10 protein-coding genes and 1 riboswitch are annotated in these 12,385 nt (G+C 70.5%); of the genes, 2 read left to right on the forward strand and 8 right to left on the reverse strand.

Translation table 11 applies throughout. The features are described from left to right. Positions 1-5 precede the first annotated feature (5 nt). The 7 genes from ACGFY5_RS27925 to ACGFY5_RS27955 all read right to left on the reverse strand — a co-directional run bounded on the left by ACGFY5_RS27925 (position 6) and on the right by ACGFY5_RS27955 (position 7,860). Positions 6-725, reverse strand: a complete 720-nt coding sequence (locus ACGFY5_RS27925; RefSeq protein ID WP_392724324.1) for an ABC transporter permease — start codon at positions 723-725, stop codon at positions 6-8. Next, entirely contained in the window at positions 725-1,681 is a 957-nt protein-coding gene (locus ACGFY5_RS27930; protein WP_392724325.1) for an ABC transporter ATP-binding protein, read from the reverse strand. Before ACGFY5_RS27930 ends, ACGFY5_RS27925 begins: the two co-directional genes overlap by 1 nt. Beyond that, positions 1,678-2,544, reverse strand: coding sequence for an ABC transporter permease subunit (locus ACGFY5_RS27935; protein WP_392724326.1), 867 nt, complete (start codon positions 2,542-2,544; stop codon positions 1,678-1,680). The genes ACGFY5_RS27930 and ACGFY5_RS27935 overlap by 4 nt, the downstream gene beginning before the upstream one ends. Further along, positions 2,541-3,473 (reverse strand): ABC transporter ATP-binding protein, encoded by a 933-nt coding sequence (locus ACGFY5_RS27940; RefSeq protein ID WP_392724328.1) that lies wholly within the window; start codon positions 3,471-3,473, stop codon positions 2,541-2,543. The genes ACGFY5_RS27935 and ACGFY5_RS27940 overlap by 4 nt, the downstream gene beginning before the upstream one ends. Positions 3,474-3,851: 378 nt before the next feature. Then, on the reverse strand, positions 3,852-4,421 hold the full coding sequence (locus tag ACGFY5_RS27945; protein ID WP_392724330.1) for a Uma2 family endonuclease: 570 nt from the start codon (positions 4,419-4,421) through the stop codon (positions 3,852-3,854). A gap of 152 nt (positions 4,422-4,573) precedes the next feature. Continuing rightward, positions 4,574-6,664, reverse strand: a complete 2,091-nt coding sequence (locus ACGFY5_RS27950; RefSeq protein ID WP_392724331.1) for a 3-hydroxyacyl-CoA dehydrogenase NAD-binding domain-containing protein — start codon at positions 6,662-6,664, stop codon at positions 4,574-4,576. After that, a complete protein-coding gene (locus ACGFY5_RS27955) occupies positions 6,661-7,860 on the reverse strand; it encodes a thiolase family protein (protein ID WP_392724333.1) in 1,200 nt (399 codons plus the stop codon). The genes ACGFY5_RS27950 and ACGFY5_RS27955 overlap by 4 nt, the downstream gene beginning before the upstream one ends. 235 nt (positions 7,861-8,095) lie before the next feature. Further along, positions 8,096-8,190, forward strand: a riboswitch (ZMP/ZTP riboswitch). 22 nt (positions 8,191-8,212) lie between these two features. Between ACGFY5_RS27955 and glyA the strand changes: the two genes are divergently transcribed. After that, on the forward strand, positions 8,213-9,469 hold the full coding sequence (gene glyA / locus ACGFY5_RS27960) for a serine hydroxymethyltransferase (RefSeq protein WP_392724334.1): 1,257 nt from the start codon (positions 8,213-8,215) through the stop codon (positions 9,467-9,469). Between the two features lie 133 nt (positions 9,470-9,602). Here glyA and ACGFY5_RS27965 read toward each other — a convergent pair whose 3' ends face one another. Further along, positions 9,603-10,868, reverse strand: a complete 1,266-nt coding sequence (locus ACGFY5_RS27965; RefSeq protein ID WP_392725052.1) for an HRDC domain-containing protein — start codon at positions 10,866-10,868, stop codon at positions 9,603-9,605. A 203-nt stretch (positions 10,869-11,071) separates the two neighbouring features. Here ACGFY5_RS27965 and ACGFY5_RS27970 point away from each other — a divergent pair, with 203 nt between their 5' ends. Further along, entirely contained in the window at positions 11,072-12,376 is a 1,305-nt protein-coding gene (locus ACGFY5_RS27970; RefSeq protein ID WP_392724335.1) for a S1C family serine protease, read from the forward strand. The last annotated feature ends 9 nt before the right edge of the window (positions 12,377-12,385 follow it).

The raw sequence follows: 12,385 nt of genomic DNA on the forward strand, positions 1-12,385 counted from the left end.
AGGCCTCAGCCGGTTTCGCCGCGGACCGAGTAGGCGCTGAGGCGGTCGATCGCCAGGGTGGTTGCCGATACGGCCAGCACTGCCGTGGCCAGGACCGCGTAGAGCGCGCTCAAGTTCGCGGTCACCAGGTCGGTCGCCGCTATGCGGTCACCCACCGCAACCGCGAACTGCCGGATCGAGAGCCACCGCACCCCGGACAGGATGCTGACCAGTGTCCCCTCCCAGATCACCAGGTACCCCAGCGCGATCAGCACCGGTCGGCGGCTGACGACGCTCAGCGCCACGAACAGGGTGCTGTACGCGACCGCACCGACGAACGCACCGACCGCCAGTCCGACGCCGAGCCGCACCGAGTCCACGATCACGCCCGCGATGAACATCGGCACCGCTGTCGTCACCGTGGTGATCGCGATCGCGACGCCGAGCTTCGTCAGCACGATGCGGCCGCGTGACACCGGCGTGGTCAGGATCGTGACCGCGCTGCCGTCTTCCAGTTCCGAGCCCAGCACGCCGGTGCCGACGATCATCGCGATGAGCGGCAACACCACGGCGAACCCGATCTGCGTCAGCACCGGGTCGGCCCACTTCTCGGGGTCGACCCCCGTCGCCCGCCCGATCAGCGTCGCCACGATCAGCAGTAGCGGAAGCGGAAGCAGCAGGAAGAAGCGACGCCGCCCGAGCAGCCCCCGGGTCGTGATCCGAGCGATCACGCCGACCTGCGACATCACTGGCCCCCTTCGATCAGGTACGAGAAGACGCTCTCCAGCGACTCGTCGGCGGGAAGCACCTGGTACAGGCGCACCCCGGCGTTCCGCGCCGTCGACGGCAGCGCCAGCGTGAACGCGCCGTAGTCGCGGGCACGCACGAGCAGCCCAGGCGGTTCCAGCTCGATGCCGGAGACACACTCCAAACCGAGCAGCGCCACACCCAGCGCCCGGTCGTCGCTCGACGCCAGCCGGAACTCGTGCGGCCGCTGCGTCATCAGGCGGCGGATCGCCCGGTGGTCGCCGGACGCGGCGAGCCGACCGGCCACCATCACCTGGATCTGCTGGGAGACCTGCTCGACCTCCTCCAGGATGTGCGAGCTGAACAGGACGGTCCGGCCCTCCGAACCCATCTGCTGGAGCAGCTCCATCAGGTCCAGGCGCTGGCGCGGGTCCATGCCGTTGAACGGCTCGTCGAGCAGCAGGACGGCCGGATCGTGCACCAGGGCGGCGGCCACGCGGGCACGCTGCCGCATGCCCTTGGAGTACGTGGCGACGCGCCGGTCGGCCGCGCTGCCCAGGCCCACCATCGCGATCGCCCGGTCGGCGGCGGCCCGCGGGTGTGGCAGCTTGTGCAGCGCCGCCGTGGCCTCGACCAGTTCCCTGGCGGACAGGAAGCCGTACGTGTCCTCGCGGTCGACGACCAGTCCGAGCGAGGCGTAGATTGCCGGATTTCGCCAGACCGGAGCGTCGCCCAGAAGAATGGAGCCACGGGAGGGCTGAAGCAGACCGGCCATCAGATGCAACAGCGTGGTTTTTCCGGCCCCGTTGGGGCCGAGCAGGCCGGTGACGCCGGTGCCGATCGACATCGAGATGTCGTTGACCGCGACGACGTTGCCGAACCAGCGCGAGACCCCGTTGATCTCCAGGACGGTTCGCGCCGGAGCGTCGGTTCGGGTGACGGTCGGCGTGCTCATGCCGGGACCTTCCGGTAGCGGGCCACCAGCAGTCCGATGCAGGCGGCGATGACGAGGGCGGCATAAACCAGGAACCACGGCCCGTGGACGATCTTCTCGTCGGTGAACTGCACGTGGCCGTCCGCGTAGAGCCACTGACTGAGGTAGGTCATCGCGGTGGGCGGGCTGATCATCGAGACCAGCTCGGTCGTGCCCTCGCTGCCGCCCAGCTCCTGGGCGACGCCGACTGCGGGGAGCGCCACCAGGAAGACCGCGACGACAGCAGCGGCGGCGATCGCGCGGCGCCGGATCAGCGACGCGACCAGCAGGCTGATCGACGTCAGCACGAGCGCGTGCGTGGCAGCGTGGGCGACGCCCTGGGCCCAGTCGACGGCCGCGTCCCCGACGCCGCCCGCGCCCTCCTTGGTGGAGAGCGCCCCACCGGCGAACATCAGTGTCAGCGGCCCGGCCAGCACCAGGAAGATCGCGGTGATCGCGCCGGTCAGCCGGGCCAGCGCGTAGTCCGACCGCCGCATCGGCCGGGCCAGGTACAGGCCCAGGACGCGGGTCTGCTGGTCACGTGAGGTCAGCTCGGGAGCGACAGCGGCCAGCAGCAGGATCAGCAGCGTCGCCATGTTGTCGACGAACTGCGGACCGGACATGACTGTCTCGCCGGTCTGCGCCCCGATCGCGGTGATGACGATGCCGACCGCGGCGATGATGCCGATGATCGACCAGCTGAAGATCTTGGCCTTGATGCCCCGGCCGAAACCGAACGCGGTCCGTACGGTGTGCACGTACAGGGTGCGGAACGCGTACCCGCGGCCGAGCCGCGGCCCGGTGTACCGCTGGTACCCGAGGTCATGGATGACGCCTGTGGTCACGAGGCCCTCGCAAAGAGTTCGGCGACGCGGTGGCGCCGCTGGTCGAGCCGGTGCAGGGCCAGGTGCAGGTCCGCGACGGCGTCCAGGATCGTGTCGTAGGTGCCCGCGTCGGTCAGCGGCACGACGACGGTGCGGCCGTCGTGCGCGGCCTCGACCCCACGGGTGCGCAGCAGCTCCGCGAGCCCCGCCGCCCCCTCGTCGACCTCGACGACGAGTTCGTTCTGGCCGGCGGTCATCGTGTCGACGCGGTCGGCGCGCAGGAGCTTGCCGCCGTCGAGCGCGACCAGGTAGTCGCAGATCCGCTCGATCTCGCCGAGCAGGTGCGAACAGATCACGACCGTGATGCCGAACTCGCTGCCGATGCGGTGGACCAGGTCGAGCATCGCGTCGCGGCCCGCCGGGTCCAGGCCGTTCGTCGGCTCGTCGAGAAGCAGCAGGTCGGGGTCGTGCACCAGCGCCTGAGCGAGCTTCACCCGCTGTTTCATGCCGGTGGAGTAGCCGCCGATCTGCCGGTAGCGCTCCTCGTAGAGGCCCACGTGCCGCAGCGTCTCGGACGCCCGCTCGCGTGCCGTCGCCTTCGGGAGGCCGCTGATCCGGCCGAAGTGCGTGACGAGTTCGGACGCGGAGATGTCCGGCGGCAGGCAGTCGTACTCGGGCATGTAACCCACCCGGGCGCGGACGAGTTCGCCGTCGACGGTGGGATCCATTCCGAGGACCTCGATCGTCCCGCTCGTGGGTGGAAGCAGCCCGAGGACGATTTTCAAGAACGTCGACTTCCCGGCGCCGTTCGCACCGACGAGGCCGACCACACCGCCGGTCTTCTCCAGTCCGGAGATGACTGCGGAGTCGATCGTGACGGACAGGTCGTCAAGCGCCCGCACGCCACCGTCGTACTGTTTCGCCAGGGATCGAGTCGTTATGACGGTCACGGCGGGAACTGTAGGGACCCATAGCTCGCCAGCACATCGGGAATGTCCCTGAGCGGGGCCCTTACGAAAGTAAGCCGCCCACCGGTAAGCACGGGCCTGAGCCCGTGCTTTACAGGTGGGCAACCACAACGGGCCAGCTGCGCAGCACGGGCCTGAGCCCGTGCTTTACAGGTGGGCAACGACAACGGGCCAGCTGCGCAGCACGGGCCTGAGCCCGTGCTTTACAGGTGGGCAACGACAACGGGCCAGCTGCGCAGCACGGGCCTGAGCCCGTTGCCCGCGGGGGTGTCGCGCGGGCAACGGGCGGCAACCGAGCGATGGATCCCGGACCGACCCCGCCGGTTCACCGGTCCGGTGGGTCCTACCGCTCGGAGGATTTCAGCGCCAGAGAGCGGGGTCGATCTGGATCTGGAACGGCTCTTCGAGCGTGAACAGATCGCGGTGCTCGGTGGGCTTCCCGTACGTCTTGTTGCCGCCGAGGCGGTAGGCGTAGCAGATGACCTCGGGCTCGGTCTCCAGCCGCAGATACAGCGGAATGCCCCACGCGGCGTACACGGCCACCTTCGTGGTGCGGTCGGGCGTGTAGGAATGGCGCGAGACGACCTCGGCCGCGAGCGAGACCTCGTGCGGATGTGCCCAGCCGCGGTGCGCACCTCGCCGGGTCAGTTCACGCGGGACGACGAGAATGTCGGGGGCGCGGAGTTCGGCCACGACCCGTCCGTCGTAGATGCGGACTTCGCCTTCCTGGACCGGCCAGTACTGGCTCGGGCACTGCTCCTCGAGGACGTTCGCCAACCGGCGGCACGCTTCCTGGTGCCAGAACGTGGGCCGGGGCGAGACGACCAGCCGGCCGTCCTCGATTTCGTAGTGCACGCCCTCGGGGACCTGCACCAGCTCGTCGTCGGACCATCCGTCCGGGGGTTCGTAGAGTCCTACCGCGGCTGTCATGCCGGTCACCGTAGAGACCGGTGTGTGCGTCGGCGATCCCTCCGCGTATGGGCGCACGTCTCACATGCATCAAATCGCGAAAGTCTTCGTCGGGAACTAGATGAGCGCGGCCCGGCACCCGTTGCGGGGTGCCGGGCCGATTCGAGCGGGTATCAGGCCGGGAGGCTGGCTACTCCCGGGGCCAGGAAGCGCTGGCCGGTCACCTTTTCGGAGACACCCACGCGGTCCAGGTACGGGGTGATGCCACCGAGATGGAACGGCCACCCGGCGCCGAGAATCATGCACAGGTCGATGTCCTGCGCGGCCGCGACGACCCCCTCGTCGAGCATCAGCCGGATCTCCTCGGCGAGCGCCGCCAGCGCCCGCTCACGGATCTCGTCCGCGGTCGGGCCGCCGTTCCGCGGTCCGTAGAGCTCGGCAACCGACGGATCCACCACCGGCGCACCCGACGACCAGTCGAGGAACGCGGTCTTCCCCGCCTCCACGACCTTCCGCATGTTCTCCGACACGTAGAACCGCGACGGGTACGCCGAGTGCAGCGTCTCCGACACGTGCAGCGCGATCGCGGGCCCGACCAGCTGCAACAGCAGCAGCGGGCTCATCGGCAGCCCCAGCGGCTCCAGCGCCCGGTCGGCCTCCAGGAAGTCCGTGCCCTCGTCGATCGAGCGCGTCACCTCCCCGAGGAATCGGGTCAGCAACCGGTTGACCACGAACGCCGGGGCGTCCTTGACCAGCACGCACGACTTGCCCAGCGACCTGCCGACCGCGAACGCGGTGGCCAGCGAGGCGTCGTCGGTCTGCTCGGCGCGGACGATCTCCAGCAGCGGCAGCACCGCGACCGGGTTGAAGAAGTGGAACCCGACGACCCGCTCCGGGTGCTGCAGCTTCGACGCCATCTCCGTCACCGACAGCGACGACGTGTTCGTCGCGAGCACGCACTCCGGCGAGACGACGGCCTCGACGTCGGCGAACACCTGCTGCTTGACGCCGATCTCCTCGAACACCGCCTCGATGACGAAGTCCGCGTCGGCGAACGCGTCCTTTGTCAGCGAGCCGGTGACCAGCGCCTTCAACCGGTTCGCCTGGTCCGGTGACACCCGCTTGCGCGAGAGCAGCTTGTCGATCTCGCCGTGCACGTAGCCGACGCCTTTGTCCAGCCGCGCCTGGTCGAGATCGGTCAGCACGACCGGCACCTCGAGCTTGCGGGCGAACAGCAGCGCGAGCTGACCGGCCATGAGTCCGGCGCCGACGACGCCGACCTTGGTCACCGGCCGGGCCAGCTTCCGGTCCGGCACTCCGACCGGCCGTTTCGCGCGCTTCTGCACCAGGTCGAACGAGTACAGGCCCGCGCGCAGCTCGTCGCCCATGATCAGGTCCGCGAGCGCCTCGTCCTCGGCGGCGGTGCCGTCTTCGAATGTCGACGTCTTGGCGCCCGCGATCAGGTCGAGGGCCCGGTACGGCGACGGGGAAGCGCCGTGCACCTTGCCGTCCGCGACCGCGCGGCCCCAGGCGACGGCGTCGTCCCAGGCCCGGCCGCGGTCGATTTCGGCGCGCGGCACGACGACGTCGCCGCGGAGGACCCCGGCCGCCCACTCGAGCGACCGCTCCAGGAAGTCGGCCGGCTCGAACAGAACGTCACCGATGCCCAGCTCCAGGTACTGCTTGGGCTTGAGCATCTTGTTCTGGTTGAGCGCGTTCTCGACGATCACCGTCACCGCGTTCCCGGCGCCGACGAGGTTCGGCAGCAGCCAGGTGCCACCCCAGCCCGGTACCAGACCGAGGAACACCTCGGGCAGTGCGAGCGCGGCGGCGCCGGACGAGATCGTCCGGTAGTCGCAGTGCAGGCCGATCTCGATGCCGCCGCCCATCGCGGCGCCGTTGACGAACGCGAACGTCGGCACGGTGGCGTTGCGGAGCCGCGCGAACGCCGCGTGGCCGAGACGCCCGATCTCCAGCGCCTGCGCACGGTCAGTGATCCGGGGGACGCCGTCCAGATCGGCGCCGACCGCGAAGACGAACGGCTTTCCGGTGACGGCGATGGCCCGGACCGCGGGGGAGTGGGCCTCGATCTCGTCGAGCGCCGTGGTCAACGACGCCAGACCGCCCGGGCCGAACGTCGAGGGCCGGGTGTGGTCCTTGCCGTTGTCCAGCGTGATCAGCGCGATCTCGCCGTCCAGGTCGGGCAGGGTGACGTAGCGGACGAACGCCTGCGTCACGATCTCGTCCGGGAATTCCAGACTCATTTGCCCTCCCAGTTCGGGTTCTCCCAGATGACCGCCCCGCCCATGCCGATGCCGATGCACATCGCGGTGAGGCCGTACCGCACGTCCGGACGCTCCGCGAAATGCCGCGACAGCTGGGTGAAGAGTCGGACGCCGGAGGACGCCAGCGGGTGACCGACCGCGATCGCGCCACCCCAGGGGTTCACGCGCTCGTCGTCGTCGGCGATGCCGAAGTGGTCGAGCAGCGCGAGGACCTGCACCGCGAACGCCTCGTTGAGCTCGAACAGGCCGATGTCGTCGATGCTCAGACCGGCCTTGGCCAGGGCCTTCTCGGTGGCGGGCACCGGACCGACGCCCATCACCTCGGGCTCCACGCCCACGAACGCGAAGCTGACCAGCCGGGCACCGATCGGGAGGCCCAGCTCGCGGGCGACGTCCTCGGCGGCCAGGATGCTCGCGGTCGCGCCGTCGTTGAGGCCGGCCGCGTTACCGGCGGTGACCCGGCCGTGCGGGCGGAACGGGGTCTTGAGGCCGGCCAGACCCTCGAGCGTCGTCTCGGGACGCGGCGGCTCGTCGGCGGTGGCCAGGCCCCAACCCTTCTCGGCGCTGCGGGTCGCGACGGTCACGAGATCCTGCTGGATCTTGCCGTCCGCCAGAGCTTTGGCGTACTTGTGCTGGCTCGCGAGCGCGAAAGCGTCAGCGCGTTCGCGGGTCAAGTGCGGGAAGCGGTCGTGCAGGTTCTCCGCGGTCTGGCCCATGACCAGCGCGGACGGGTCCACGATGCGCTCGGACAGGAATCGGGGGTTCGGGTCGACGCCCTCGCCCATCGGGTGGCGTCCCATATGTTCGACACCGCCGGCGATCGCGACGTCGTACGCGCCGAAGGCGATACCGCCGGCGACGCTGGTGGCGGCGGTCATCGCGCCGGCGCACATGCGGTCGACCGCGAAGCCGGGTACCGACTTCGGGAGGCCGGCCAGCAGCGCGGCGGTGCGGCCGATCGTGAGGCCCTGGTCACCGGTCTGGGTGGTCGCGGCAATGGCGACCTCGTCGATGCGCTCGGGCGGCAGCGACGGGTTACGGCGGAGCAACTCGCGGATGGTGCGGATCACGAGGTCGTCGGCGCGCGTCTCGGCGTAGATCCCCTTCGGCCCGGCTTTGCCGAACGGGGTGCGGACGCCGTCGACGAAGACCACGTCACGGCTCAGACGGGACACAGGTCCTCCACGGTTGGGAAGTAACTGGTGCGAATGCTACTCGCCGGTAACACCGGCCGGTAACACACTCAAAACGTGTGACGCGGCACACCGCCCATGTAACACGGCGTCGGGTGCTGCTCCCCTCGCCGCGAGGGTGGACGCGTCGCGACTGGCGTTTGTTGAGGGTGGAACCGACCGCTCGCCCGGGTGCGCGCAGCCGACAACGAACCCGTGCAGGGTGCACCCGATAGGGTTGGGTTGTCGCGACTGGCGTTTGTTGAAGGTGGAACCGACCACCGGGGAGCGACAACGAACCCGTACGAAACACCGTGCGCCTGGGTGGCGGGGCTGACGACATCAGGGAGTTTCGATGACGCTCAACCAACCGCCCACGCCCCATCTCGCCGCCGAGGACCCCGACGTGGCGCGGCTCGTCGAGGCCGAGGCCCAGCGCCAGCAGGACACGATCCGGCTGATCGCGTCCGAGAACTACGTGTCGGCGGCCGTGCTCGAGGCCACCGGTTCGGTGTTCACGAACAAGTACTCCGAGGGATACGCGGGCAAGCGCTACTACGAGGGCCAACAGCACGTCGACCCGCTCGAGGAGCTCGCGATCACCCGCGCGAAGTCGCTCTTCGGCGTGGAGCACGCGAACGTGCAGCCGTACTCGGGCTCGCCGGCGAACCTCGCGATCTACCTGGCGGTGCTCAAGCCCGGCGAGACCGTGATGGGCATGGGGCTGCCGAGCGGTGGGCACCTCACCCACGGCTGGAACGTGTCGGCGACCGGTAAGTGGTTCAACGCCGTGCACTACGGCGTGCGCAAGGAGACCGGTCGGGTCGACCTGGACGAGGTGCGCGACCTCGCGCTTCGTGAGCGTCCGAAGTTGATCTTCTGCGGTGGTACCGCGGTGCCGCGCACCATCGACTTCGCGGGGTTCGCTTCGATCGCGCGTGAGGTCGGGGCTGTGCTCGCTGCCGACGTCGCGCACATCGCCGGGCTGATCGCCGGTGGTGCGCACCCGTCGCCGGTCGGCTCCGCCGACATCATTTCGACGACGACGCACAAGACGCTGCGTGGGCCGCGCGGTGCGATGCTCATGTCGACGGAGGAATGGGCGAAGCCGCTGGACAAGGCGGTGTTCCCGGGGCTGCAAGGTGGGCCGCACAACCACACGACGGCGGCGATCGCGGTTGCGCTGAAGGAAGCGGCGACGCCGTCGTTCGCCGCCTATGCGCACCAGGTGGTGGCGAACGCTGCCGCGTTGGCCGACGCTCTGCTCGAGCGTGGCTTCGACCTGGTGTCGGGCGGTACCGACAACCACCTGATCCTGGCCGACCTGTCGCCGAAGGGGATCGGTGGGAAGCCGGCCGCCAAGGCGCTGGACCGGGCCGGGATCGAGCTCAACTACAACACTGTGCCGTTCGACCCGCGGAAGCCGTTCGACCCGTCCGGGATCCGGATCGGTACCGCGGCGGTCACCACGCGCGGGCTCGGCACGGCCGAGATGCCGCTGATCGCCGACTTCATCGACCGCGCCGTGGCTGCCGAGGGCGACGAGCCCGCCCTCGACGCCATCGCGTCCGAGGTCCGCACCCTCCTGGGCTCGTTCCCCGTCCCGGCCTGACGCCGAGCGCCGTCAGCGCTCGTATTGCTTGAACCCGGAGCCCGTCGAGGGTCGGGCGCGACCGCGCCGCGTATGTGGTGATACTCAAGCGGTCGCGCCCGCTCGGCAGCGCCACCCTCGACGGGCCGTGCACCTAGTCGGCTAGGGCTTCTAGGAGGCCGGGTCCGATGAGGGCTATTTGCCATTCGCGGGCGCCCAGGGTGCGCAGGGCCTGCTCCACGCCGGGGAGGTCCAGGGGGTCGGGTGGGCTCCAGCAGACGCGGCGGACCGTGTCGGGCGAGATCAGATTCTCGGCCGGGACGTTGTGTTCCGTCGAGAGCCCGCCGACGACGGCTTTCGCCCGCGTCAGGCGGGTTGCCGCCGCCGGGTCGCGGTCGGCCCAGCGATGGGCGGGCGGTGGCCCGTCCCCGCCCGTGGCCGTCGTCGGCAGTTCGTCCTGCGCGAGTTCCCGCGCGGAGTTCAACGCGCCCAACCACGTACCGGCCAGCCGCCGCGTCGCCCGCCCGGAGTAGACCGGCAGCGTGAGCAGCGCCCGCTCGTCGGCCGGGTCGGCCTGCGCCGCGGCCACGATCGCCGAATCCGGCAGCACCCGCCCCGGCGCGAGGTCACGGCGACGCGCGATCTCGTCCCGCGCCTCCCACAGCGCCCGGACGCGCGCCAGGCCACGCGCGGTACGCACCCGGTGGATCCCGGAGGTCCGACGCCACGGCTCGGCCCGCGGAGCCGGCGGTTTGCTCGCCACCAAAGCGGCGAACTCCTCGTCGGCCCACGCCTGCTTGCCCTGCCGCTCCAGCTCCTCGGCCAGCGCGTCGCGCAGCTCTACCAGCAGTTCGACGTCGAGCGCCGCGTACGTCAGCCACTCGACCGGCAGCGGCCGCGTGCTCCAGTCGGCCGCGGAGTGGCCCTTCTCCAGCGTCCGGCCCAGCACCCGTTCGGTCATCGCGCCGAGGCCGACCCGCTCGAATCCCGCCAGCCGACCCGCGAGCTCGGTGTCGAACAGCTTGCGCGGACGCAGGCCCAGCTCCGCGAGGCACGGAAGGTCCTGCGACGCCGCGTGCAGCACCCACTCGGTGTCGACGATCGCGGCGTCGACCACCGCCAGGTCGTCGAACGGCAGTGGATCGATCAGCACGGTGCGGCCGGCCGCCTCTCCGCCGCGCCGCAGTTGCACCAGGTAGGCGCGCTGGCCGTAGCGGTAGCCGGACGCGCGCTCGGCGTCCACCGCGACCGGGCCACTTGCGGCGGCCAGGCGCGCTGCCGCCTCGGCGAGTGCCTCGGCGGTGTCCACCGGATCGGGCGTGCCGTCGCGTGGAACCAGCAGGGGAACAGGAGCGGGAGCGTCGGACGGCGGTCCCTGATCCTCGCGCAACGTCGGCTGCTCCGTGTGGTCTGCACCCATGTTCGCCGCGTCGTTCACGCCTTCACCGTAGCGAGACGGTCGGTCGCGGTGGGTGTCGGCACGCTCTGTCGACCCCCGTGTGGGGGTCGACGAGGCGTCCGAGAGGCGTCGGATGGGCGTCAGAACCCCTTCGACGTGTCGACCTGGTCGACGCCGCTCGCTACGGTGAGTTCCGGTTAGCCGGTGGAGAAGGGCAGCTCACGATGTCAGACCGCGGGGACGACTCCTCCGCCACGCCCGCCCCACAGGGTGCGCCGACCGGTCCGTTACCGGGTCCGCGCCCACCGGTGAGCGGCTGGCCGCAACCACAGCAGTCGCAGTCGCCCCAGTACGGTGGCCCGGCCGCGCCCGGCCAGGCGCCCGGCCAGGGCACGAGCCGGCCGACCGAGGCGTTCGCCCACCAGACCAGAGCGTTCGCCCCGCCGACGAACGGCTACACCCCGGCCGCCAACGCGTTCCCCGCCGGCGCCCCGGCCTCCGCGCCACCCGCCTCCGCACCCCCGTACGGCAGCGGCTACGCCCTCCCCGGTACTCAGCCCCCCGGCTCGGCGGGTCCCGGCACGCAGAACCCGGGCATCCAGGGCCCTGCCTACCCGGGGTCCGGGTTTCCCGGGTCCGGTGGGCCGACCAGTGCCATTCCGTCGGGACCGTTCGGGGCTGGGCCGTTCGGGGCCGGGCCGCCGGGGGGCGGGTTACCGCCGGGCGCCGGCGACCGCCGCCCGCGGCCGTTCGGCCTGATCGGCCTCGTACTCGCGATCATCCTGCTGCTCGTCGTCATTGTGCAGGGCGTCTTCCTGGTGAAGACCTCCGGCGACCTCGACGACGCCCAGGCGGCGCAGAACAAGGCGGAGACCGCGTCCGCCAAGGACCGTGAGGACGTCTCGAACCTCACCAAACGCATCCAGGCCCTCGAGGAACGCACCGAGGGCACGCTCAACTCCACCGCGGTCGCGAAGAAGGTCCTCCCGTCGGTGTTCAGCGTGCGCGCCGGCCAGGCCACCGGCACGGCGTTCGCGTTCGGCACCGATCCCGACGGCGGCACGCTCCTGATCACGAACTACCACGTCGTGGACTCCCTGGTCTCCTCCGGCGGGAAGAACGCGACGATCACGCGCAACTCCGAGAGCTACCCGGTCACGATCGACCGCACGGACAAGAACCGCGACCTGGCGGTCCTCCGCACGAAGGCGAAGTTCACCCCGCTCAAGCCCTCCGAGGACGAGGTCGAGCCCGGCGACCCGGTGATCGTCGTCGGTGCGCCGCTCGGCCTCACCGACACCGTCACCACCGGCGTGGTCAGCGCGATCCGCAACGACGTCGAGGGCCTCGCGACCCGGGTCATCCAGTTCGACGCCGCGATCAACCCCGGTAACTCCGGGGGACCGGTGATCAACGCCGAGGGCGAGGTCGTCGGCATCGCGCAAGCCAAGATCATCGCCGAGGGAGCCGACGGACTCGGCCTCGCCATCCCCATCGGCGAAGCCTGCAAGGGCTTGATCACCTGCTGAATCTCCTGC

This window comes from Cryptosporangium sp. NPDC048952 (genome assembly GCF_043197895.1).
Classification (GTDB): domain Bacteria; phylum Actinomycetota; class Actinomycetes; order Mycobacteriales; family Cryptosporangiaceae; genus Cryptosporangium.

What these genes read in the sequence shown, in the direction of transcription:
- ACGFY5_RS27930 (WP_392724325.1), bottom strand. Translation starts at nt 1,681, where the DNA reads ATGAGCACGCCGACCGTCACCCGAACCGACGCTCCGGCGCGAACCGTC.
- ACGFY5_RS27945 (WP_392724330.1), bottom strand. Translation starts at nt 4,421, where the DNA reads ATGACAGCCGCGGTAGGACTCTACGAACCCCCGGACGGATGGTCCGAC.
- ACGFY5_RS27970 (WP_392724335.1), top strand. Translation starts at nt 11,072, where the DNA reads ATGTCAGACCGCGGGGACGACTCCTCCGCCACGCCCGCCCCACAGGGT.
- glyA (WP_392724334.1), top strand. Translation starts at nt 8,213, where the DNA reads ATGACGCTCAACCAACCGCCCACGCCCCATCTCGCCGCCGAGGACCCC.
- ACGFY5_RS27965 (WP_392725052.1), bottom strand. Translation starts at nt 10,868, where the DNA reads ATGGGTGCAGACCACACGGAGCAGCCGACGTTGCGCGAGGATCAGGGA.
- ACGFY5_RS27925 (WP_392724324.1), bottom strand. Translation starts at nt 725, where the DNA reads ATGTCGCAGGTCGGCGTGATCGCTCGGATCACGACCCGGGGGCTGCTC.
- ACGFY5_RS27950 (WP_392724331.1), bottom strand. Translation starts at nt 6,664, where the DNA reads ATGAGTCTGGAATTCCCGGACGAGATCGTGACGCAGGCGTTCGTCCGC.